Origin of the sequence: Micromonospora sp. R77 (assembly GCF_022747945.1) — a bacterium.
In the GTDB taxonomy this organism is placed as follows: Bacteria; Actinomycetota; Actinomycetes; order Mycobacteriales; family Micromonosporaceae; genus Micromonospora.
The window spans coordinates 2839011-2862004 of the sequence record NZ_JALDST010000001.1 but is presented as its reverse complement, the minus strand read 5'-3'; the positions used below and the strand labels follow the sequence as shown (position 1 = coordinate 2862004).

The window sequence follows — 22994 nt, the reverse complement described above, 5'->3', positions numbered from 1 at the left end:
GCGTGGTGCGGGCCCGGCGGGTCAGCCGACCGGCCAGGTGTGCACGGGCTCGTTGCCGCGCTGGAGATCGGCGTAGCACTGCAGCATGTGGTGCAGCGCGGCGCTCCGGTCCATCCCCCGGTGCCGCTCGGCCGCCCAGACCGTCTCGGTCTGCCACACCGCGCCGTTGCGGCCGGTACGGCAGCGCTGCTCGATGATGCCGAGCAGCCGGTCCCGTTCGGCCGGCGCGACGCCGAACCGGTCCAGCCCCTGCTCGGCCTTCGGCAGCAGGACGTCGAGGACCAGCTTGGTGACCGGGACCTCGCCCAGCCGGGGCCAGTGCAGCACGGCGTCCATGCCCCGTCGGGCGGCGGCGTGGAAGTTCTCCTCGGCCGAGCTGAAGGTGAGCTGGCTCCAGATCGGCCGGTCCGACTCGGCCAGCCCCCGGGCCAGCCCGAAGTAGAAGGCGGCGTTGGCGAGCATGTCCACCACGGTCGGGCCGGCCGGCAGCACCCGGTTCTCCACCCGCAGGTGCGGGCGGCCGTTCATGATGTCGTAGACCGGCCGGTTCCACCGGTAGACGGTGCCGTTGTGCAGCCGCAGCTCGCCCAGCTCGGGCACCCCGCCGGCGTGCAGCACCTCGACCGGGTCCTCGTCCTCGCAGATCGGGAGCAGCGGCGGGAAATAGCGGACGTTCTCCTCGAAGAGGTCGAAGATCGAGGTGATCCAGCGTTCCCCGAACCACACCCGGGGGCGTACCCCCTGGGCCTTGAGCTCGTCCGGCCGGGTGTCGGTGGCCTGCTCGAAGAGGGCGATCCGGGTCTCCGCCCAGAGCTGCCGGCCATAGAGGAACGGTGAGTTGGCGCCGATCGCCACCTGCACACCGGCGATCGCCTGGGAGGCGTTCCAGTAGTCGGCGAAGCTGTCCGGCGCGACCTGGAGGTGGAACTGGAGGCTGGTGCAGGCGGCCTCGGGCGCGATCGAGTCGGTGTGCGTCTGCAACCGCTCGACGCCGCGGATGTCCAGCTCGATGTCCTCGCCCCGGGCCCCGACGATCTGGTCGTTGAGCACCCGGTAGCGCTCGTCGGTGGAGAGGTTCTCCGCCACCAGGTGGTCCTCGGTGAGGGTGGGCAGGATGCCGACCATGACGATCCGGGCGTCGGACCCGGCGGCCCGTTCCTCGGCGCGGCTCAGGCTGCCCCGCAGGTCCTGCTCGTAGTCGGCGAAGCCGGTGCCCTCGATCAGGCGGGGCGACGCGTTCAGTTCGAGGTTGAACTGGGCCAGCTCGGTCTGGAACAGCGGGTCGGCGATGTCGGCGAGGATCTGGTCGTTGCGCATGGCCGGCTCGGCGGCCGGGTCCACGAGGTTGAGCTCGATCTCCAGCCCGGTCATCGGGCGGTCCGCGTCGAAGCCGAAGTCGTCCAGCATCAGCGCGAAGACGTCCAGGCACCGCCGGACCTTCTGCCGGTAGCGGACCCGGTCCTCCCGGGAGAAGGCGCCCTGCTCGACGTCCCTGCCCATGTGTCCTCCCGGCGCGCGGCGCAACGGAACCGTACCGCTCCGGAACGCATTGTGAACCCTTTACGTTAGGAGCGCCCACGTCGTCGGGGCCAGAGGTCGGATCCACCGGATCACGGGCGGTACGGCGACGAGGTGCGCTCCCGGCCGATCTCTACCCAGGTGGGGCGACGGTCACCGGGTCCCGGCGCCGAACATCGGGTGACAATTCGCACCCCGGCCGGTCGTACGCGAACGGGCCCGCGCCGTGGTGCGACGGCGCGGGCCCGTGGTTCGTGGTTCGTGGTGCGGGAGGTCAGCCCTGGCGGACGGCCTCGCCCTCGATCTCGATCTTGATCTTCTTGCCGACCAGGACGCCACCGGTCTCCAGGGCGACGTTCCAGGTCAGACCGAAGTCCTCACGGTCGATCTCGGTGCTGGCGGTGAAGCCGAAGACGTCGGTGCCGAACGGGGTGCGGCCCACGCCCTCGAACTCGACCTCCAGGTCGACCGGCCGGGTGACGCCCTTGATGGTCAGTTCGCCGGAGAGGACGAACTCGTTGCCGTCGCGGGACTTCACCCCGGTGCTGCGGTACTCCAGGGTCGGGAACGCCTCGGCGTCCAGGAACTCGGGGCTGCGCAGGTGCGCGTCCCGGTCGGCCTGCTTGGTGTCGATGCTGGCCGCCTGGATGGTGGCGGTCACCGAGGACTGCATGGGGTCCTCGGCGACGGTGACGGTGGCGGTCGCGTCGGCGAACTCGCCGCGGACCTTGCTGACCATCATGTGCCGGGCGACGAAGCCGACCCGCTTGTGCGCGGCGTCCAGCAGGTAGGTGCCGGCCGCCGGGATGGTGAGGCCGCCCCACTCGCGGGTAACCGATCCGGTGCTGCTGGTCATGGTGCTGTCCTCCAGGGAAGTTTGTTTAGTAGCCCAACGGCTGACGTAGCAACTATAGCCACAGCAATATTCCCCCTGTCAAGTACTGCTAGGATGGCTTCGTGGACCAGAACGCGTTCGACGACCCCCGGATCACCGCCGTCGGCCTCCTCGTGGAGGCACACGCCGGCCTGTTCGCCCGGTTCGCCGCCCAGTACGAGGAACACGGCCTCTCCCCGGTGGAGTTCGAGGTGCTGACCCGGCTCGTCCGTTCGCCCGGGAACCAGCTGCGGATGACCGACCTCGCGGCCCAGACCTCGCTCTCCACCAGCGGTGTCACCCGGGTGGTGGACCGGATGGAACGTGACGGACTGCTCCGCCGCCGGGCCTGCCCCTCCGACCGCCGCAGCTCGTACGCGGTGGTCACCCGGGCCGGCATGGAACGACTCGAGGAGACCCTGCCCGGGCACCTGCAGATCATCGAGCAGTGGTTCACCGGCCAGTTGGCGCCGGCCGCGCTCGACGCCCTGCTCGACGGCCTCCGCCGGGTCCGGGACGCGGTCCACCCGGGCGCGACCGCCGGCAGCACCGATCCCGCCCCGACCGACGAGTCCACCTGCCCGAAGCCCTGAACCCCGGCCCCGCGGCACCCCACGTCGACCGACGGACCGCCAACGGGCGGCGCGGTGAAGCGGCGGACCGGGAACCGGCAGAAGGACCGGCAGAACTCACCGGCCGGCGGCGAATAGCGTCCCGAAACCGACAAATCAGCCCAGCGGGGGCGGATAGGCTACCGAGCAGCGGGGGAGCACCGGGGGGTGCCGGCGCGAGCGATGAGCGAGGGGCAACACCAGGGGGCTTCTTCGCTCGCGCCACCCCCCGCTCTCACTTCCGGGCGACGCCTCCACCGGGCCCGCCGGCCCGCCGCGCCATCAGGGCGTAGAGCAACCCCTCCTCGTGCGGCAGCAGGGTGATCCCACCCGTCCGCCGGACCCGGTCCAGCCGGTCCAGCACCGTCACGTCGGCGGTGCTCGCGGCCAGACCCACCAGCGCCTCGACGACGTCCCGCCGGTCCTGGCCGTCGACCCCCGCCTCGGCCGCCGCCGCGAACCACTCGGCCGCCAACTCCCGGTCCCCCTGGTGCAACGCGAGCTGACCCTCGATCAGCGCGCAGACCGTCACCTCCGGCCGGTCGCCGTCGCCACCCGGCCCGCGCGCCCCGCCGGCCCGTAGCTCGGCCACCACCTCCATCGCCTCGGCGGAACGGCCGGCCTGCGCCAACGCCAGTCCCACCGTGCCGAGCACCCGGCGCCGATGCCCCGGGTCGCCCAGTCCGGCCAGCGCCGTCGCCACCCGGCGACCCTGCTCCGCCGCGTCCGCGTACCGGCCCTCCAGGCGGGTCACCTCCGCCAGGTTCGCCCGGGCGAGCAACCGCAGGCGCTGCTGCCCGGACTGCGCGGCCAGCCGGTCGACCCTGGCCAGCCGTCGCCGGGCACCCGCCAGGTCACCCACCCGGACGTCGTGCCAGGCCAGGTTGTTCTGGGCCACCGCGACGTCCCGGGTACGACCGTGCCGGGTCGCCAGCTCCAGGACCGCCTCCGCCTGCTCGCGGGCTTCCTCGTGCCCGCCGGTCGCCTGCAACAGTGCGCAGAGCACCGTCCGCGCCGACACCTCCCCGGTCACCTCACCCGCGTCCCGGAACACGGCCAACGCCGTGCGCGCCGCCGGCAACTCCTCGGCACCCGCCCCGTGCTCGGCGGCCAGCCGGGCCACCCCCAGCAACGCCCACGCCCGCAGCACCGGATCCGCGGCGGCGGTACGCGGATCCGCCAGCAGCCGGCGCAGCCACTGCCGCCCCGACACGTCCCGACCACGCAGCCGCCACCAGCGGGGCAGCGCCGCCGCCAGCCTCAGCGCGGTGACCGGCTCGTCGACGGCGGCGTGGGTCAGGGCGGCGATGATGTCGCCGGTCGACTCGTCCAGCAGGTGCGCCGCCCCGGGCAGGTCCACCCCGAGCAGGTCCGGCGCGGTCCGGGTCACCAGGGCGGCGACGACCCGGGCGTGCCGGCGTCGTACGCCGGTCAGCTCCCCCTCGCCGGCCGCCTGCTCGGTGGCGAAGTCGCGGACCGCGTCGAGCAGCCGGAACCGCAACGGGCCGGTGCCCCGGACGCTGAGCAGGCCGAGCTCGCGCAGCCGGTCGAGCACCGGCACCGGGTCGACGGCTTCCTGCCCGTCGACGCCCTCGGCGAGCAGGTCCTCGGCCAGCTCCACCGACCAGCGGTTGCGGAAGGCGGAGAGCCGGCGCAGCGCCGCCCGCTCGTCCGGCGCGAGCAGCCGGTAACTGGCCGCGACCGCCTCCCGCAGGGTCACCGCGCCCGCCGCCCGGTCGGACGCGTCCCAGGTCGGCTGGCCGCCGGGGGCGGTGGCGAGGTCGAGCACCCGGTCGCCGTACCGGTCGAGGAGTTCGGTGACGTCGAGGATCCGGCCGCGCGCGGCCATCAGCTCGATCGCCAGCGGCAGCCCACCGAGCCGGCGCACCAGCGCCACCAGGGCGGGCAGCTCGGCGGGGGTCGGCGGGTCGCGGCGGGCCTGGGCGAGCCGGACGGTGAAGAGCATGGCCGCGGGCCAGCGCGCCAAAGCCGCCGGGTCGGACAGCTCGGTCCCGGCCGGCGGCACGTCGAGCGGCGCGACCGGCCAGACCCGCTCGCCGGGCACGCCCACCGGATGCCGACCGGTGACCAGCACCCGCAGCGTGGGGGCCGCCGCCACCAACCGGTGCAGCGCCTCGGCCACCGGCCCGGGGGCACGTTCGACGGCGTCCACCACCAGCAGCGCCGGCCGTCCGGCGAACCGGCCGGGCAGCTCGTGCGGACGGGTCACCCCGAACACCGCGGCACAGGTGGCGAGCACGTCCGCCGGGTCGGATTCCTCCCCCACCAGCACCCCGGCGACACCGGCGGGATGGCCGGCGGCGACGGTGTGCGCCACCGCCAGGGCCAGCGCGGTCTTGCCGACCCCGGCCAGCCCGACCAGGCTCACCACGGGCGGGTCGGCGGTGAGCAGCCCGGCGAGTTCGGCGACGTCCCGGTCCCGGCCGACCAGCGGGACCGGCGGCGGGAGCGCGATCGGCGTACCGGTGGGGGTGCCGGCGGGGCCGGTGACCGGGAGCTGCCGGGCGGCCTCGTGGTGCGGCGCCTCCGGGGCGGTGGCCGGGGCTGCCCGGCGGCCTCGTGGGGCGGCGCGGTGGCGGCCGGCCGGGCCGCGGCGCGGAAGGCGGCGCGGGCCCCGCCGGTCAGCGCCAGGGCGTCGGCGAGCAGCTCGACGGTGGTGCGCTGGGGTCGCGCGGCACGACCCCGCTCCAGATCACGGACGGTCCGCACGCCGACGCCCGCCCGGGAGGCCAGCTCGGCCTGGGTCAGACCGGCCGTACGCCGGTGCCCCCGCAGCAGATCGGCCAGTCCGGTACGGCCGATCGGGCTCCGCGAACGATCATGATCCGGAGTCATGGGCCCGAAGAGTACGGATCGGGTCCGACGATCGGCAGCACAGCGTCGGCCAACCGACGGCCGGCTGCGGATATCCGACAGCGGCTGCCGCGACGCGGGTGTTAAGCAGGGCCCCCTGCTCTACCGGAGGCGTTAACAGGGGGCCCCTCCTTACTCAGACCCCGAGGTCGCGGGCGATGATCATGCGCTGCACCTCGCTGGTGCCCTCGCCGATCTCCAGGATCTTGGAGTCCCGCCAGAAGCGGGCCACCGGGTACTCGTTCATGAAGCCGTAGCCGCCGTGGATCTGGGTGGCCTCGCGGGCGTTGTCCACGGCGATGGTGCTGGCGTGCAGCTTGGCGATGGCGGCCTGCCGCTTGAACGGCTCACCGGCGAGCATCCGGGCCGCCGCGTCGTAGTAGGCCAGCCGCGCGGTGTGCGCCTTCAGCTCCATGTCGGCGATCTTGAACTGGATCGCCTGGTAGTTGCCGATCGGCTGGCCGAAGGCGTGCCGCTCCTTGGCGTACTTGATCGACTCGTCGACGCAGCCCTGGGCGAGGCCCACGGCCAGGGCGGCGATGGCGATCCGCCCCTCGTCGAGGATGCGCAGGAACTGGGCGAAGCCCCGGCCGCGCTCGCCGAGCAGGTTCGCCGCCGGGACCCGGCAGTCGTCGAAGGTCAGCTCGTGGGTGTCCGAGGCGTTCCAGCCGACCTTCGAGTACGCCGGCGCGACCGTGAAGCCGGGCGTCCCCGACGGCACGATGATGGTGGAGAGCTCCTTCGAGCCGTCCGGCCGGGTGCCGGTGACCGCGGTGACGGTGACCAGGGCGGTGATGTCGGTGCCGGAGTTGGTGATGAACGCCTTCGACCCGTTGATCACCCACTCGCCGGTCGTCTCGTCCAGCACGGCACGGGTCTGGGTGCCACCGGCGTCCGACCCGGTGCCCGGCTCGGTCAGCCCGAAGCCGGCGAGCGCCTCACCGCTGAGCAGCTTGGGCAGCCACTGCGCCTGCTGCTCCGGAGTGCCGAACCGGTAGATCGGCATCGCGCCGAGGGAGACCGCCGCCTCCAGCGTGATCGCGATGCTGGAGTCGACCCGGGCCAACTCCTCCAGGGCCAGGCAGAGCGCGAAGTAGTCGCCGCCCATGCCGCCGTGCTCCTCCGGGAAGGGCAGGCCGAACAGCCCCATCTTGCCCATCTGCCGGACCATCTCGTACGGGAAGGTGTGCTTCTCGTAGTGCTCGGCGATGGTCGGGGCGACCACCTCGCGGGCGAATTCCCGCACGCTCTCCCGCAGCGCCTCTTGTTCCTCGCTGAGCCGGAAGTCCATCGGTTCCTCCTGTCAAGGACGGCTCCGCCGGTCGCTCGTGACGCCGGAGGATCGCTGGGTCTGTTCGCGGTGCCGAGCGGTGGCGGTCCCGCGGGATCGCGGTCCGGTCAGACCGGGGTGACGCCGTGCCGGCGCCGGGAGAAGTGCCGGTCCTTGGTGCGGGCGGCGGTGAACCGGCGGACCAGTTCGGCGCGCAGCTCGTGCGGCTCGACGATCGCGTCGATCACCAGCTCGCTGGCGAGCCGGACGACGTCGATGTCCCGCTCGTACTCCTCGCGCTTCGCGGCGACGAAGGCGGCCCGCTCGGCCTCGTCCTCGATCGCGGCGATCTTGTTGGCGTAGACGGCGTTGACCGCGGCCTCCGCGCCCATCACCGCGATCTTCGCGGTGGGCAGCGCGATCGTCGCGTCCGGCTCGAAGCCGGGCCCGGCCATCGCATAGAGGCCGGCACCGTACGCCTTGCGGACCACCACGCAGATCTTGGGTACGGTCGCCTCGGAGATCGCGGTGATCATCTTGGCGCCGTGCCGGATGATGCCCTGCTTCTCCACCGCGCTACCGACCATGAACCCGGGCACGTCGCTCAGGAAGAGCAGCGGCACGTTGAACGCGTCGCAGAGCTGCACGAACCGGGTCGCCTTGTCGGCCGAGTCGACGAAGAGCACGCCGCCCTTGAACATCGAGTTGTTGCCGACCACGCCGACGACCTCGCCGTTCAGCCGGCCGAAGCCGATGGTCAGCTCCTTGGCCCAGAGCGCCTGGATCTCGAAGAAGGAGCCCTCGTCGAGCAGGCCCTTGACGTACCGGCGCATGTCGAACGCCTGCCGCTCGCTGGCCGGGACCAGCGCGGCCAGGTCGACCTTCTCGGACGCCGGCACCGGCGCGACGGCCGGCGGCTGCTGCTGCCAGTTGCCCGGCAGGTACGACAGGTAGGTCTTCACCACGTCGAGCGCGTCGGCCTCGGTCTTGCAGAGGAAGTGCCCGACGCCGGACTCGGCGCAGTGCACCTTGGCCCCGCCCATCGCCTCCAGGGTGGTCTTCTCCCCGGTGACCATCTCGACCATCCGGTCGGAGCCGAGATACATGCTGGCGTTGCCGTCCACCATGGCCACCACGTCGCAGAACGCCGGGATGTACGCCCCGCCCGCGGCGCTCGGCCCGAACAGCGCGCAGACCTGCGGGATCGAGCCGGAGGCGCGGACCTGGTTCCAGAAGATCTTGCCGGCGCCGCGCCGACCGGGGAAGAGGTCGACCTGGTCGGTGATCCGGGCACCGGCCGAGTCGACCAGGTAGACCATCGGCACGCCGGTCGAGTAGGCCCGCTCGATGATCCGGATGATCTTCTCGACGGTACGCGCGCCCCAACTGCCGGCCTTGACCGTGGAGTCGTTCGCCATCAGGCAGACCGGCCGGCCGTCGATGGTGGCGGTGCCGGTGACCACGCCGTCGGCGGGGAGGCCCTCGGCCATCGCGTTGGCATAGAGGCCGTCCTCGACGAAGGAGCCCTCGTCGACCAGGAGCGAGACCCGCTCGCGGGCGAAGAGCTTGCCCTTGGCGGCGTTCGCCGCGTGGTACTTGTCCGCACCACCGGCCCGGGCCCGCTTACGCAGCTGCTCCAGTGCCTCACCGTCGAGCGTCACGCCGACTCCCTCGCCATGGACCGCCTCGTGAGCGGACCAACTGACCTGAACGATCGTTAGGTTAACGTATCGCACGATGGTCCGGCGACCCCCCGGCTGCGGGCAGGGTCGGACCTTCCCCCCGAGAACCACGGAACCTGCGGCCGCTGCTGTGCGCCCTTCCGACGTGACACTTGCTGAGAGTAGGACCGATGTGTGGCGAACATCAGGCGAGCAGTGGGACTTCGACGTCGTCTACCGCCGGCAGTGGGGTCCGCTGGTCCGCTTCGCCTACGTGACCACGGAATCGCTGGCTCACGCTGAGGAGGTCGTACAGGACGTCTTCGTGCAGCTCTACCGGCACCGGGACACCGTGGAGCGTCCCGAGGCGTGGTTACGCCACGCGGTGGCGAACCGGGTGACCTCCTGGGTACGGCGGCGCCAGGTGGAACGCCGTCACCGGCAACAGCTCGGGGCAGCGACCCACGTGCCCGCGGTGACGCTGGAATTCGTCGCGATGCTGGCCCCCCTGTCCCCGCGTCAACGCGCGGCTCTGTTCCTCCGCTACCACGAGGATCTCTCCGAGCAGGAGATCGCCACCGTGCTCGGCTGCCGGCCGGGCACCGTCAAGTCGCTGATCAACCGTGCCCTGGCACGACTGCGCGAAAGGCTGAACCACAATGCGTGATCTCGACCGGAAGCTGAGCGACGAGTTCAGCCACGCGCTGGCCGACCTGCCCACCGAGGCACCTCCCGTCGGTGCCGTGAAGCTGTTGGCAGGCAACCCGGCACCCGGCCGGCGCGGGCTGGCCGGACGTCGGCTGCTGGCCGGCTTCGCGGTGGCCACCGCGGTGGTCGCGGGCGTCGTGGTGGCTCCGTCCGTTCTCCCGCTCGGGGGTGACGGGCCGAGCAGTTCGGCTGCGGCCGCCGTGCTGAACAGCACGGCGGCGGCTGCCGAACGGGCGCCGGCCCCGCCGGTGCCAGGACCCGACCAGTTCGTCTACTACCGGGAGATCGGCGCGCAGCGCGGCTGCGGACTGAGCTACGAACTGTGGCAGGCCGCCGACGGCAAGCGGGCGGGCCGGGTGGTGCGAGCGGACGGGGTCAAGGTACCCGGTCCCGACTGGCACGGCGATCCGGCCGTCCTGCCCGCGCAGAAGGGCTGCCGGAAGATGGCCCTCGACGAACCGGTCAACGCGGCGAGCAGGGGCGACTGGGACACCCCGACCGCGGCGTTCGTCGCCGAACTACCCACCGGCCCCGGGGCGCTGTACGAGCGGGCGCTCCGTGACGCGACCGCCGCCGGCTCCGAGGAGAAGGACCAGCGGACCTTCGAATACCTGGCGGCCCTGCTCTGGAGTGGTTCCCCCTACCTCACGCCGCAGCTGAGGGCGACCGTCATGCGGGCGCTGTCCCGGGTTCCCGGGATCCAGAAGCACGGGTCCGAGACCGACGCGTTGGGTCGCCGGGGGATCGCCATCGGTGGTCCACTGAGCGGCGACTACCGGCTGATCCTGGACCCACGCAGCGGGCAACTCCTCGGCACTGCCGGCGCCCTCTCCGTGGTCCGCACGACGAGCGTGGTGGACAGCACCACCGAACGCCCCACCCGCTGACGGGTCGCCGACGACGGTACGGCGGTCATGACTGTCGTACCGTCGTCGGCGCTCCCGCCAGGGTCAGGCGGGCAGCGGGGTGAGCCGGGTGCGGGGGCCGGCCCGCAGCACACCGGAGGGCAGCTTCTTGCCGACCAGCTCCTCGGCCAGCTCGGCCGCCTCGATCAGGGCGTTCAGGTCGATGCCGGTGTCGATGCCCATGTCGTGCAGCATGTGCACCGCCTCCTCGGTGGCCAGGTTGCCGCTCGCCCCGGGGGCGTAGGGGCAGCCGCCGAGACCGCCGACGCTGGCGTCGAACTCGGTGATCCCCAGCTCCATCGCGGTCAGCATGTTGGCCAGGGCGGTGCCCCGGGTGTTGTGGAAGTGCAGCAGCACCGGGACCTGGGCGTTGCGGTCACGGACCGCGGTGACGAGTTCCCGGACCCGCCGGGGCGTACCCATGCCGGTGGTGTCGCCGAACGCGACCCGGTCCGCGCCGTCGCGGACCACGCGGTCGACGATCCCGGCGACCCGCTGCGGGTCCACGTCCCCCTCGTACGGGCAGCCGAAGCTGGTCGCCACGATCACCTCGGCCCGGGCGCCCGCGCCGTGCAGCAGGTCGATCAGCTCGGCGATGTCGTCGAGCGACTCGTCGGTGGAGCGGTTCACGTTGCGCCGGTTGTGCGTGTCGCTGGCCGAGACCACCACCTCGATCTCGGTGAACCCGGCGGTCAGGGCCCGCTGCGCGCCCCGGGTGTTCGGCACCAGCGCCGAATAGCGCACGCCGTCGACCTTCGTGGCCCGCTGCCACACCTCGTCCGCGTCCGCCATCTGCGGGATCGCCTTCGGGTGCACGAACGACACCGCCTCGATCCGCCGCACGCCGGTACGCGACAGCGCGTCGAGCAGCCGCACCTTGGCGTCGGTGGGGATGGGCTCCTCGTTCTGGAGTCCGTCCCGCGGCCCGACCTCCCGGATCGACACCGAACCTGGCATGTCCGCCATAAGGGGTCACCTCACTGTGACGGTGGTACGTGATTGGGTTTTCCCAGCATCCCACCCGGCCCGGGCCGGCCGGTGATCAGCGCATCCGGCCCACGATGCCGGTGTCGTAGTCGCCGGAGAGGAACTCGTCGTTCTCCAGCAGCTCGGCGAAGAACGGCAGGTTGCACTTCGGGCCGGCGATCTCGAACCCGGCGACCGCCGCCCGGGCGCGGTCCAGCGCCTCCGCGCGGGTCGCCCCGCTGACGATCAGCTTGGCCATCAGGCTGTCGTAGAACGGGGTGACCGTGTTGCCGGCGACATAGCCGGAGTCGACCCGTACGCCCTCGCCCGTGGGCTCGTTCCAGGTGGCGATCACACCCGGGCCGGGGAGGAAGCGCTTCGGGTCCTCGGCGTTGATCCGCAGCTCGATGGCGTGGCCGCGCGGGGTGAGCGCGTCCGGGTCGAAGGTCGGGGCCAGGCCCGCCGCCACCCGCAACTGCTCCTCGACCAGGTCGACGCCGTAGACGTACTCGGTGACCGGGTGCTCGACCTGGAGCCGGGTGTTCATCTCCAGGAAGAAGAACTCGCCGGTTTCGGGATCGAGGAGGCACTCCACGGTGCCGGCGTTGCGGTAACCCACCGCCTCACCGGCGCGCACGGCGGCGGCCAGGAAGCGCGACCGCAGCTCCGGGGAGACCGCCGGGGAGGGCGACTCCTCCACCAGCTTCTGGTTGCGGCGCTGCACCGAGCACTCGCGTTCGCCCAGCGCCACCACCCGGCCGTCGGCCAGGCCGAGGATCTGCACCTCGACGTGGCGTACCCGGGGGAAGTAGCGCTCGATCAGCACCGAGCCGTCACCGAACATCCGCTCGGCGAACGCGCGGACCTTGTCGTACTCGGTGCGCAGCGCGGCCTCGTCGGTGGCCACGCCCATGCCCATGCCGCCGCCACCGGCCGCGGCCTTAACCATCACCGGGTAGCCGATCCCGGCCGCGGCGGCGACCGCCGCGGCCACGTCGGCCGCCGGGTCCGTGGTGCCCGGCGCGACGGGCACCCCGGCCGCCGCCATCAGGTTCCGCGCGTTGATCTTGTCGCCCATCGCGGTGATCGCGTCCGCGCCGGGCCCCACCCAGATCAGGCCACTCGCCTCGACGGTACGCGCGAACTCCGCGTTCTCCGACAGGAAGCCGTAGCCGGGGTGGATCGCCTGCGCGCCGGTCTGCTTCGCGGCGGCGATGATCGCCTCGACGTTCCGGTAGCTCGACGCGGGGTTGGCCGGTCCGACGCAGACCGCCTCGTCGGCCTCGGTGACGAACGGCAGCCCCGCGTCGGCCTCCGAGTGCACCGCGATCGCCCGGATGCCGAGCCGTTTCGCGGTCCGGATGATCCGGCGGGCGATCTCGCCCCGATTGGCGACCAGCACCGACTCAATCATGTTCTGCAAGGAAGGGCCCCTTCTCCACGCCTCGTGCACACCCGGGGTCCCTTCTTAACATGCGTTAAGGCGCGGGCGGCGTGTCAGGTGGGGTCGGTGGGGGCCAGCAGGGCGGCGAGGGTGGCCGCCCGCAGCAGCTCGGCCCGCCGACGGCGGTCCACCTCGCCGCCGAGGAACGGGGTGGAGTTCATCAGACCGAACGCGGCGTGGGCGAGCACCCGCGCCTCGCCGTCCGGCAGCCCCGGGTGCAGCGCGGTCAGCACGGTGACCCACTCCTCGACGTAGAGCCGCTGGAGCTTGCGGATCCGGCGGCGCGGCTCGTCGGGGAGGCGGTCCAGCTCGTGCAGGTGCAGGGCGATCACCGCCGGGTTGGCCAGCGAGAAGTCGACGTGGAAGTCGATCAGCGACTCCAGCGCGGCGCGCGGGTCGCCCGGATGGTCGCCGGCGCGCTCACCGCCACCGGCGAGCAGCCCCTCACTGACCGGGATCAGCGCGGCGGCCAGCATCGCCTCCTTGCCGGCGAAGTGGTGGTAGAGCGCCGGACCGGTGACGCCGGCAGCCGCCCCGATGTCGTCCATCGACACGCCGTGGTAGCCACGGGCGGCGAAGAGGCCGACCGCGATCTCCAGGATCTCGTCCCGCCGGGAGCGCCGTCGACCCGCACCCGTCACTGCGTTCGCTCCGCCCCGCGCCTGCTGTTCCACCGCCACGCCGGCAAGCCTAGACCTCGCGCCCGCCCAGTTGGAGCCTCGGTTACCCGCCGGTCGCCTCCGCACGCCGCCGTCCCCGGTCGGTCCGCGCGGGTCAGCCGGCCCGCTGGCTCAGGCCGGAGAGCCGCAGGGCGAGCCGCCGCCGGGCCGGCGGCACCGCCGAGACGGTACGCAGCAGCAGGTCGCGCACGGGTCGGGCGGCCGGCGGCAGGGTGGCGAGCCGGGTCAGCCGGTCGGCGAAGCCGGCGACCTCCTCGGCGCGGGGCCGGCGCGCGGCGGCCCAGTCGTCGAGCAGCTGCTCCGGACCGCCGTCGCGTACGTCGGCCAGGGTGTCGCCGAGGGTGACCGCGTCGCAGATGCCCAGGTTCATCCCCTGCCCGCCGGCGGGACTGTGCACGTGCGCGGCGTCGCCGGCCAGCAGCACCGGACCGGACCGGAACGTCCCGGCGACCCGGTGGTGAATGCGGAACCGGGAGGCCCAGAGCAGTTCGGTCAGTCGGTCCGGCCGGCGGGCCGGGCCGCGCTCGTCGAGCAGGGCCTGGAACGTGGCGAGGTCCGGTTCGGCGGGCGCGTCGGCCACCGTGGCGACGAGGCGGACCAGGCCGTCCGGCAGGGGCGCCCAGACCAGCGGTCCCTGCCGGGCCATGAAGAGGGAGACCTGGTCGCGGGGGAGCGCGCTGTCCACCCGGACGTCGGCGAGCAGGAACGACTCGCCCCGGTCGGCCGGCCCGCCGAACGGGATGCCGGCCAGCTCACGGACGGTGCTGTGCATGCCGTCCGCGCCGACCACCCAGCGGGCCCGGACCGTCTCCCCGCCGGCGAAGCGGGCCGTGGCGCCGGCCTCGTCGCGCGTCAGGCCGGTCATCTCGTACGGCCGCAGCACCCGGCCGCCGAGCGTCGTCAGCCGCGCGGTGAGCACCGCCTCGGTCTCCGCCTGGGAGACCAGCAGTGCGTACGGGTGGCGGGAGGGCAGCGCGGTGAAGGGGACGCTGAGCAGCGTCCGGTCCCGGTCGCGGACGGTGAACCCCGGCGCGGGCAGTCCCCGGGCCACCAGCGGCGCGGCGGCCCCGATCCGGTCCAGCACCTCCAGGGTGTACGCGTGCACGACGGCGGCGCGGGAGGTCTCCGCCGGTCGGTCCCGCCGGTCGACGACGGTCACCTCGACGCCGCGCCGGGCCAGGGTCACGGCGACGGCCAGGCCGGTCGGGCCGGCTCCCACCACGAGGACGTCGGTGCGTTCGGGCAGCATGGCCCACCTCCACAGGTCAACAATTGTTTGCCAACACTTGTTGGCAACGTTAGGCGCGTCCCGCCGTCAATGTCAACGCTTGTTGGCCTACAGTCGTGGACATGACCGATGCCGCACCCCGCGTCCGCCGCTCCGACGCCACCCGGGCCGAGATCCTGCGGGCCGCCCGCGAGCGGTTCGCCGCCGACGGGTACGAGCGGGCCACCATCCGCGCCATCGCCGCCGACGCCCGGATCGACCCGTCGATGGTGATGCGCTACTACGGCAGCAAGGAGGGGCTCTTCGCCGCCGCCGCCGAGTTCGACCTGCGGCTACCCGCGCTGGCCGAGGTGCCCACCGACCGGCTCGGCGAGGTGCTGGTCCGGCACTTCCTGGACCGCTGGGAGGGAGACGAGACCCTCGCCGCACTGCTCCGTACGGCCAGCACCAACCCGGTCGCCGCCCAGCGGATGCGCGACATCTTCGCCGGTCAGCTCGGTACGGCCGTGGCCCGGCTCGACCCCGACCCGGTGACCGCCGCCCGACGGGCCGGCCTGGTGGCCAGCCAGATCCTGGGGCTGGCCCTCACCCGGTGGATCGTCGCCCTGCCCCCGCTGGCCGAGGCACCCGCCGCCGAGCTGGTCGCCTGGGTCGCCCCCACCGTCCAGCGCTACCTCACCGCCCCCGCCCCCACGGTCGGAACGGCGACGGCCGTGGGCACCCGGAGGTGACCACGGCCGTCGGAGGCGTGGGAAGGCGTCAGCGGGCGAGGCCGCCCGGCTGGTCGCCCTTCACGACGGGGGCCCGGACCAGGTTGCCCCACTCGGTCCACGAGCCGTCGTAGTTGCGCACCTGCGGGTAGCCCAGCAGGTGGTGCAGCACGAACCAGGTGTGGCTGGACCGCTCCCCGATCCGGCAGTACGCCACCACGTCGTCCGACGGGCTCAGCCCGAGCTGGTCGGCGTAGATGGCGCGCAGCTCCTCGGCCGACTTGAAGGTGCCGTCGTCGTTCGCGGCGGACTTCCACGGCTTGCTCACCGCGCCCGGGATGTGCCCGCCGCGCAGCGCGCCCTCCTGCGGGTAGTCCGGCATGTGCAGCATCTCGCCGGTGTACTCACCCGGCGAACGGACGTCGACCAGCGGACGACCGGCGGCGACGTGCGCCATGACCTGCTCCCGGTACGCCCGGATCGGCGCGTCGTTCCGCTGCGGCACCGGGTAGTCGGCGCGGGGCCGGGTCGCCTTCTCCCGGGTCAGCTCCCGCCCCTCGGCGATCCACTTCTGCCGGCCGCCATCGAGCAGCCGCACGTCGGCGTGGCCGAAGAGGGAGAAGACCCAGAGGGCGTACGCGGCCCACCAGTTGAAGTTGTCGCCGTAGAAGACGACGGTGTCGTTCCGGCCGATGCCCTTCGCGGCGCACAGCTCGGCGAAGCTCTTCGCGTCCAGGTAGTCGCGGGTGACCTGGTCGTTCAGCTCGGTGTGCCAGTCCACCTTGACGGCACCTGGGATGTGCCCGGTGTCATAGAGCAGCACGTCCTCGTCGGACTCCACCACGACGAGGCCCTCGTCGCCCAGGTGCTCGGCCAGCCACTCGGTGGTGACCAGCCGCTGCGGGTCGGCGTACGACTGGAGGCGGGGATTCGGATCGCTCGGCACAGGCATGATCCCCAAGGTACGCCCGCCGGCCGGGCCGACGGTCGGGCACCGGAAATCGGGTGCCACGGATGTGGCGACCGGCACAGCGGGCGTCCGGTGCCTCAGGCGCGGCGGTGGACCAGCCGGCCGGCTACCACGGTGGCCAGGCAGCTCCCGTCGCCGGCGAAGACCGCCAGGTCGGCCCGGTCGCCGGCGCGCAGCGCGGGCGGTCGGACCCGGTCCAGCACCGCGACGTCGTTGCGACCGGCGGCGGCCCGCAGTTCCGGGTCGGTGACGTGGGCGGCGAGCACGGCGGTCGCGCCGAGCCGGAACAGGGCGTGCACCCGCTCGCGTGCGGTCGGGGCCGGCGGCAACGGCCCGTCGTGCACCAGCGCCGGCCCGAGGGTGCCGGCCCACCGCCGCACCCGCACCTCGGGGTACGCCGCCGTCAGCTCGGCCGCCGGCGCGACCGCCTCGATCCGGGCACCGGTCACCAGCACGGCGTGGTCGGCGACGGGTGGCGCGTCGAGGGTGTGCCGCAGCAGCGGGGCGGCGTGCAGGGTCCGCACGGTCAGTCGACCAGCGGGCCGAGCACCGGGCGCTTCGCGGTGACCGTGTCGCCGGAGGAACGGCCGGTGAGCCGCCGCTTGATCCAGGGGGCCAGGTGCCGGCCCGCCCAGCGCAGGTCGGCGGCGCGGGCCGCCAGCCAGGGGCTGGGCGCCGGGTGCGGCGGCACCATCAGCCAGTCCTCGTCGCAGCCGACACCGAGCGCGTTCAGCACCTGCCCGGCGACCCGGCGGTGCCCGGCCGCCGACAGGTGCAGGCGGTCGGTGCTCCAGAGCATCGGGTTGAGGAAGGTGTCGTCGGCGAAGAGGTCGACCAGGATCGCGCCGTGCCGCTCGGCGGTCTCACCGACCGCCTTGTTCAGCAGGGCGATCCGGGGAGCCACCAGGCGCTGCCCGGGCAGCCGGGCCATCACGTCGGCGAACCGGAAGAGGATCACGTCGGCCCCGCCGGAACGCAGCCGGGCGACCACGTCGTCGAAGCGGGTGACCAGGGCGTCCGGGTCGAAGGTACGGCGCAGCACGTCGTTGCCGCCGGCGGCGAAGCTGATCAGGTCGGGCTTCATGGCCAGGGCGGCCGGCACCTGTTCGGCCACCACGCCGGGGAAGAGGCGACCGCGGATCGCCAGGTTCGCGTACCCGAAATCGGGGCCGGCCTCGGCGGCGAGCCGGGTGGCGACCAGGTCGGCCCAGCCCCGGTAGCTGCCGTCCGGGTACGCGTCGTCCATGCCCTCGGTGAAGCTGTCCCCCACCGCCACGTAACTGCGCCAGCGCACGTGAGCCTCCCCTGTGACGTCCCGGCAGAACTGCGTCAGCCAGTTTGTCACCGCCACCGGCAGGGGCTACCCGCACCCGCCGTCGGAGGTGGCGGAGGTCATCCCGATCGATGCGGGGGCGGGCCGCACTGGCCCGCCCCCGCAGAGCGTCAACCAGCGACGGCGATGATCTGCATGTCGCTGAACGCGGACGGTTCGGGCTCCTCGCTGATCTTCCGACCGTTCGCACCGATCAGCACCAGGACGTTCCCGGTCAACGAGAGGGCCCGGGCCACGATCGTCCCGTCGGACTGGAAGAAGGCCTGATCCAAGGTGCGGGGGCCGAGGGGGAGGTCGAGCTCCGCACCCGTGCGGGTGTCGAGCACCGCGTCGGCGGTCAACTCGCGCGCCACGTCACCCGCGTCGTCGCCGGGACCCCGGCGGAACAACGCGATCCGGGATCCGTCCGGGGAGAGGCTCGCCACGTCGAAACAGTCGTACTTCGAACTGCCGCCCAGCCCGGGGACGGTCCGGACCACCTTTCCCCCGGCGGTGGTGACGAACACCCGGCCGGTGGATCCGTCCGGGTATGCCAGGTAATGACCGTCTGCCGACGCGAGCGGGTGGCAGCCCTCCTGCTTCCAGCTCAGCTTCGTGAAGTTGCCGGTGCGGACGTCGAGGTTGCCGCGCGTGATGTCGCCCCGCCCGGTCATGTCGTTGAGTGCGACGCTCAGTGTCTTCCCGTCCGGGTGCCAGGTCGGCCCCCAGCAGAGGCCGTCCACGTCGCTGTGCAGCTTGCGCCGGTTCGACCCGTCGACGTCCGCCACCCAGAGCGTGGCGTCCCGGTCGACCCAGGCCACCCGCTCGCCGTCCGGCGACACGGCCGCGTTCGCCCAGGCCGAACTGGTCGGCATGCTGAGCAGGGACACCGGCGCGCCGCCCGGCGTCCAGGAACGCAGCCGGGTGTCGCCGACATCCTGGGTGCCGGGCGCCGCCCCGTAGAAGACCCGGCCGATCCGGGCGGCCGGCCCGGACTCCCCGGCATCCGGGGCAGGGCTGCTCGGTCCGGCGCTCGGCTCGGTGCTCGGTGCGCGGGTCGGGGTGGAGTCGGGCCCGGGCGTGGTGCCGGTGATGCTGGGGCCGGCCGGGGCCGGGGGCGGTGAGCCGTTCGGGCGTACCGCGAGGGCGGTGCCGGTGGCGGCGGCGAGCAGCACCAGGGCCGCCGCCGTGGTGGCGACCGTGCGCTGGATGCCGAGCCGCCGGGACGTACGCAGCGCCCGGTCCCGCAGGTCGACCGGGGTGACCTCGTCGGCGAGCCCGGCCAGGTCGGACCGGAGGCGGTCGTGGTTCATCGGGCGCTTCCTTCCAGGACGTACAGCTCGGCGAGTTCCGGGGCGACGGTGCGCAGCCTGGCCAGGGCCTTCGAGGTCTGGCTCTTGACGGTAGTCAAGCGTTGATAGAAGCCAGATTGTGTGCGCGGGCGCTGAAATCCGACACTCGGCAGCCTTCCTGTCAGAGCGACAATAAGCCTATGGTTGATTCATGTCTGACGATCGTTGGGTTCCGCCGACCGTTTTTCTTGCGGTTGACCTCGTCATCCTCACCTTGCGGGAGTCCTGCCTTCATGTGTTGTTGATCGAGCGCGGGGTTGAGCCCTACCAGGGCGCCTTGGCCCTGCCGGGCGGTTTCCTCGGCCACGAGAAGGAAGACCTCGTGGCGGCTGCCCATCGAGAGCTTGCCGAGGAGGCGGGCTTGGGGCCGGATCAGTTGCACCTCGAACAACTTGGCGTCTACGGTGCGCCGGATCGTGACCCCCGAGGGCGGGTGGTCTCCGCGGCTTACCTGGCCATCGCCCCTCGGCTACCTCAGCCGGTCGCCGGCACCGACGCATCCCGGGCGTGGTGGACCCCGGTGGAGCAGGCGTTGTCCGGTGACGCGCAACTCGCCTTCGATCATGAGCAGATCCTGACCGACGGGATCGACCGGGCGCGGGAGAAGTTGGAGCGCTCGGCGCTCGCCACCGCCTTTTGTGGTCCAACCTTCACGATCTCCGAGCTTCAGGACGTCTACGAGGCGGTGTGGGGCGTGCCGCTCGATGCGCGGAACTTCTACCGGAAAGTGCAGAGCGTGGACGGCTTCATCGTCCCCGCCGGGCCGAGTCGCAAGACCGATGGTGGGCGTCCCGCTCGGCTATTCCGTCCCGGGCCCCGCACGACTCTGCACCCTCCGATGATCCGCCCCCTCAGCCAGGCAGACAGGGAGACAGCGTGAGCACGAACAGCGGTCTCGTCGTGATCCTCACGGCGCTGGACCTCGAATACGCAGCGGTCCGCGACCAACTGACCGACCTACGTGTACGGCGGCACCCCGCCGGCACCCGCTTCGAGGTCGGCCGGATCAGTCAAAGCGACTGCCGGGTCGCCTTGGGGCTGGTCGGTAAGGGCAATCATCCGGCCGCGGTGCTCGCCGAGCGGGCGATGGCCGAGTTCTCCCCGGCCGCTGTGCTGTTCGTGGGAGTCGCCGGTGGCCTTTGGCCCAACATCCGACTCGGTGATGTCGTCGTCGCCAGCAAAATCTACGCCTACCACGGCGGCACCAGCGAGGACGACGGTCTGAAGGCCCGACCGAAGGCGTGGGAGATCCCCCACGAGGCCGACCAGATCGCCCACCACGTCGACAGGTCCGCCGCGTGGCGCCGGGGTCTTCCCGTAGGCGCAGCGCCCAAAGTCCACTTCGGGCCGATTGCGGCAGGGGAAGTGGTGCAGGACTCGGGAATCTCGGAACAGGCCCGCTGGATCCGCCAGCACTACAACGACGCCGTAGCGATCGAGATGGAAGCGGCCGGTGTGGCCCAGGCGGGCCATCTCAACCGTGCCCTGCCCGTGGTTGTCGTGCGCGGCATCAGCGACCATGCCGACGGCAGCAAGGCAGCCACGGACGGACAGGACTGGCAACCGAAGGCCGCACGCCACGCCGCCGCCTTCGCCACCGCACTGGCGCGAGAACTCATCATCGACGGGCCGGCCAGCCGAGGCGGCGCGAACCGGGACGGGAGCCCCACGATGCCGACGACCAACCGCAACATCGCCACCGGGAACGCCCACGTCGGAGTGCAAGCTGGACAGATCTACGGCAACGTCACCGTCGGCGCTGGCGCCGATCAGCCGATCGATCTGGCAGCGAGCATCGCAGACCTGCGAACGCACCTCAAGCAGGCCCACCTCGACGGACAGGTGGACGAAGAAACCTACGCCGCGGCCGAGTCGGAACTGGAGACGGCGACGGCATGCGTCTCGGCGGGCACAGCCGAGAAGAAGAGTGGCCTGATGGTCGCGCTCAAGCGGTTGCGGGGCCTGGTAGCCGACGTGTCTGAGCTGGCGGCGCGGCTTGCGGCGATCATCGCCGTGGTGCGGGGCATGTGATGACGACCACGACCACGACCAACGTCGCCCAAGGAGATGCGCACGTCGACGTACAGGCAGGCGTAGTCCACGGTGACGTCAACTTCTACCGGCTGCCGCCAAACCCGAGTCCGGAGGAGCAGTTCGCCTTCGCGCTGAAGTATCTCGACGCGCGAGTTCGTGATCAGGCGCGCGAGCTCATCGAAAAGGCCGTCGCCGGTGGGTATGCGACCACGGAGGTCCAGTTCTACCGGCTGATCGCCCTGTTAAGCGGACGTACCCTGCGCCAACTCGCCCCCGAGGAGCTGGATCGCCTCACCGCCATCTGCGCCAGACTGCCCCATCTCGACGACAATGACGAGTGGACTGCGGGGTTGAAGGTAATCACCCGCCTCCTGACCCCCGTCGGCGCCGCCGAGACGGATCTCGTGGTCAAAGAGATCGACGCGCTAAACCGGCGTCAACGCGACGGGATCTACGGCCACCTCGAAGCGCTACTCGAAGGCGCGATGCAAGAAGAGATGTGGCGGAAGTCCGTCGCCCTGGCGGACTCGCAGCGCACAGCGGCGGACCGATTCAACCGCGTCTGGAAGTTCTTTCATCCCACACCCGCGCAGCCTCGGACCCTTCCGGTGCAACCCGCTGCTGTTGCGCTGCGCGACTGGCTACGCGCCGGCGCCGGCGCGGCCGTGTTCACTCTCGCCGTGGTGCAGATGATCGTGCTGGCGACGGACCGCGGCACGCTCGACCCGTTCCTCGGTCTATTCGCCGCCCTGGTCGGACTGGCCGCGTTTTGCGTTGGTGGGGCGGACCGGTACTACCGCGGAACACGGCTGCGCGCGAAGGAAGCACAGATCCGTCCACCCCAGCAGCGGCGAAGAGAGGCGCCACCGGGAGGCTTCGCCCGCAAGGTGGACCGGCTCTTCGACCGCTACTTCCGCCGGTACGTGCCCGAAGGAACCGACCGAGCCTACTGGCTCGACCAGACGGCGGGGATCCGGCGGCACCTCCGCGACGAGGTGGTCGAGCTCTACCGGGAACAGCGCATCGAGGCCGAACGGGTCGCCTGGCTCGTCCGACACCTGGTGGGAGATGTCCGAGGGCAATGGGAACGAGACACGCTGACGGCGTACCGCCAGCAGCTGCGTAACCCTGCCAGGACCAAGGCCCTCCACGTCGGGGGACTGGCCCTCCTTGCCACGGGGAGCCTCTGGGCCGTTCCTGCCGTCGTGACCAGCGCCCCCTTGTCCGGCACAGGTTGGTTCGTGCTCGCGATGGCGTCCGCGGTGCCGGCGGTGCGCTCGTCGTTTCGGATCGTCGCCGAGCGACGCAGGGTCGCCGACGACCAAGCGGAACGCAACGACAAGGACACGGCCCGCTGGGCGGCATACCACCGGTGGTGCCACAAGCTGTCCGACAAGCCGGCGGACACCGAGATGGCCACCTGGTTGGAAAGCGACCGCAAAGTCCTGGTCGACCAAGCCATGCAGCAATACCGACTCCGCCCCAGCCAGGTAATCGCACACGCCTTCATCGAGGCGCCGGCACCCTCATGCAAAAAGGCTCGCTACCCGCAAGGACCATGGCGGTACTCCCGGTATCGCCTGCTGCTGTTTCTCCTCACCGACGACGGCGTCCGGCAGGTCAACATCGATCTCGACTTCGAAACCTCCGCAAGCCGCACCACCCAACGGCTCAACTACCGTTTCGACGCCGTCGCCGCCGTACGGATCGACGGCATCGCCACCCGACAGCAGACCTTCGAGCTGACTCTGTTCAACGGAGAACCCATCTCAATCCGAGTGAGCGATCCTGACAACGGGACGCTCCAGCACGACGAGAACCCAACCAAGATCGCTGAACTGTCGCTAGTGCCTCGTCTTTGGACGTTGGCCGTGTAA

At 72.1% G+C, this 22994-nt stretch carries 19 protein-coding genes and 2 pseudogenes; 7 read left to right on the top strand and 14 right to left on the bottom strand.

Annotation, left to right across the window (positions count from 1 at the left end; genetic code table 11):
* Window positions 1-21: 21 nt before the first annotated feature.
* Window positions 22-1500 (bottom strand): glutamate--cysteine ligase, encoded by a 1479-nt coding sequence (locus MRQ36_RS13220; protein WP_242795519.1) that lies wholly within the window; start codon window positions 1498-1500, stop codon window positions 22-24.
* A 292-nt stretch (window positions 1501-1792) separates the two neighbouring features.
* Window positions 1793-2374, bottom strand: coding sequence for a YceI family protein (locus tag MRQ36_RS13215; RefSeq protein WP_242795516.1), 582 nt, complete (start codon window positions 2372-2374; stop codon window positions 1793-1795).
* A gap of 101 nt (window positions 2375-2475) precedes the next feature.
* On the opposite strand from MRQ36_RS13215, the gene MRQ36_RS13210 reads away from it, so the two are divergent.
* Window positions 2476-2985 carry a MarR family winged helix-turn-helix transcriptional regulator gene (locus tag MRQ36_RS13210; protein ID WP_242795513.1) on the top strand — a complete coding sequence of 170 codons (510 nt, stop codon included), beginning with the start codon at window positions 2476-2478 and terminating at the stop codon, window positions 2983-2985.
* Between the two features lie 253 nt (window positions 2986-3238).
* Here MRQ36_RS13210 and MRQ36_RS33275 read toward each other — a convergent pair.
* From MRQ36_RS33275 to MRQ36_RS13190, 3 genes and pseudogenes are all read right to left on the bottom strand, one after another.
* Window positions 3239-5859: pseudogene (locus MRQ36_RS33275) on the bottom strand (helix-turn-helix domain-containing protein).
* Between the two features lie 154 nt (window positions 5860-6013).
* Window positions 6014-7168 (bottom strand): acyl-CoA dehydrogenase family protein, encoded by a 1155-nt coding sequence (locus tag MRQ36_RS13195; protein WP_242795510.1) that lies wholly within the window; start codon window positions 7166-7168, stop codon window positions 6014-6016.
* Between the two features lie 107 nt (window positions 7169-7275).
* Window positions 7276-8808, bottom strand: coding sequence for an acyl-CoA carboxylase subunit beta (locus MRQ36_RS13190; protein WP_242795507.1), 1533 nt, complete (start codon window positions 8806-8808; stop codon window positions 7276-7278).
* A 193-nt stretch (window positions 8809-9001) separates the two neighbouring features.
* On the opposite strand from MRQ36_RS13190, the gene MRQ36_RS13185 reads away from it, so the two are divergent.
* Both MRQ36_RS13185 and MRQ36_RS13180 read left to right on the top strand, forming a co-directional pair.
* Window positions 9002-9475 carry an RNA polymerase sigma factor gene (locus MRQ36_RS13185; RefSeq protein WP_242795504.1) on the top strand — a complete coding sequence of 158 codons (474 nt, stop codon included), beginning with the start codon at window positions 9002-9004 and terminating at the stop codon, window positions 9473-9475.
* On the top strand, window positions 9468-10403 hold the full coding sequence (locus MRQ36_RS13180; RefSeq protein ID WP_242795492.1) for a CU044_5270 family protein: 936 nt from the start codon (window positions 9468-9470) through the stop codon (window positions 10401-10403). Before MRQ36_RS13185 ends, MRQ36_RS13180 begins: the two co-directional genes overlap by 8 nt.
* Before the next feature lie 63 nt (window positions 10404-10466).
* Here MRQ36_RS13180 and MRQ36_RS13175 read toward each other — a convergent pair whose 3' ends face one another.
* The 4 genes from MRQ36_RS13175 to MRQ36_RS13160 all read right to left on the bottom strand — a co-directional run bounded on the left by MRQ36_RS13175 (window position 10467) and on the right by MRQ36_RS13160 (window position 14760).
* Complete coding sequence (locus tag MRQ36_RS13175; protein WP_242795489.1) at window positions 10467-11387, bottom strand: hydroxymethylglutaryl-CoA lyase; 921 nt, start codon at window positions 11385-11387, stop codon at window positions 10467-10469.
* Window positions 11388-11463: 76 nt separating this feature from the next.
* Window positions 11464-12801, bottom strand: a complete 1338-nt coding sequence (locus MRQ36_RS13170) for an acetyl/propionyl/methylcrotonyl-CoA carboxylase subunit alpha (RefSeq protein WP_242801072.1) — start codon at window positions 12799-12801, stop codon at window positions 11464-11466.
* Window positions 12802-12884: 83 nt separating this feature from the next.
* Window positions 12885-13511 (bottom strand): TetR/AcrR family transcriptional regulator, encoded by a 627-nt coding sequence (locus MRQ36_RS13165; protein WP_242795488.1) that lies wholly within the window; start codon window positions 13509-13511, stop codon window positions 12885-12887.
* Window positions 13512-13605: 94 nt separating this feature from the next.
* Window positions 13606-14760, bottom strand: a complete 1155-nt coding sequence (locus tag MRQ36_RS13160) for an FAD-dependent oxidoreductase (protein WP_242795476.1) — start codon at window positions 14758-14760, stop codon at window positions 13606-13608.
* Window positions 14761-14861: 101 nt separating this feature from the next.
* On the opposite strand from MRQ36_RS13160, the gene MRQ36_RS13155 reads away from it, so the two are divergent.
* Complete coding sequence (locus MRQ36_RS13155; RefSeq protein WP_242795473.1) at window positions 14862-15470, top strand: TetR family transcriptional regulator; 609 nt, start codon at window positions 14862-14864, stop codon at window positions 15468-15470.
* A 28-nt stretch (window positions 15471-15498) separates the two neighbouring features.
* Here the strand turns inward: MRQ36_RS13155 and MRQ36_RS13150 are convergent, their stop codons facing one another.
* The 5 genes and pseudogenes from MRQ36_RS13150 to MRQ36_RS13130 all read right to left on the bottom strand — a co-directional run.
* The gene (locus tag MRQ36_RS13150) at window positions 15499-16401 is read right to left on the bottom strand and encodes a sulfurtransferase (RefSeq protein WP_242795471.1); all 903 of its coding nucleotides are present in this window, start codon (window positions 16399-16401) and stop codon (window positions 15499-15501) included.
* 95 nt (window positions 16402-16496) lie between these two features.
* Window positions 16497-16943 (bottom strand): hypothetical protein, encoded by a 447-nt coding sequence (locus MRQ36_RS13145; RefSeq protein WP_242795469.1) that lies wholly within the window; start codon window positions 16941-16943, stop codon window positions 16497-16499.
* A gap of 2 nt (window positions 16944-16945) precedes the next feature.
* A complete protein-coding gene (locus MRQ36_RS13140) occupies window positions 16946-17713 on the bottom strand; it encodes an SGNH/GDSL hydrolase family protein (RefSeq protein ID WP_242795467.1) in 768 nt (255 codons plus the stop codon).
* A gap of 149 nt (window positions 17714-17862) precedes the next feature.
* Complete coding sequence (locus tag MRQ36_RS13135; protein WP_242795465.1) at window positions 17863-19044, bottom strand: hypothetical protein; 1182 nt, start codon at window positions 19042-19044, stop codon at window positions 17863-17865.
* A pseudogene (locus MRQ36_RS13130) lies at window positions 19041-19136 on the bottom strand (SigE family RNA polymerase sigma factor); the annotation flags it as partial. The gene MRQ36_RS13135 and the pseudogene MRQ36_RS13130, both read right to left, overlap by 4 nt.
* A 98-nt stretch (window positions 19137-19234) precedes the next feature.
* Here MRQ36_RS13130 and MRQ36_RS13125 point away from each other — a divergent pair.
* The 3 genes from MRQ36_RS13125 to MRQ36_RS13115 are packed head-to-tail and all read left to right on the top strand — an operon-like array spanning window position 19235 to window position 22994.
* Window positions 19235-19963, top strand: coding sequence for an NUDIX domain-containing protein (locus MRQ36_RS13125; protein WP_242795463.1), 729 nt, complete (start codon window positions 19235-19237; stop codon window positions 19961-19963).
* Window positions 19960-21114, top strand: a complete 1155-nt coding sequence (locus MRQ36_RS13120; RefSeq protein ID WP_242795460.1) for a 5'-methylthioadenosine/S-adenosylhomocysteine nucleosidase — start codon at window positions 19960-19962, stop codon at window positions 21112-21114. Before MRQ36_RS13125 ends, MRQ36_RS13120 begins: the two co-directional genes overlap by 4 nt.
* A complete protein-coding gene (locus MRQ36_RS13115; protein ID WP_242795457.1) occupies window positions 21114-22994 on the top strand; it encodes a hypothetical protein in 1881 nt (626 codons plus the stop codon). Before MRQ36_RS13120 ends, MRQ36_RS13115 begins: the two co-directional genes overlap by 1 nt.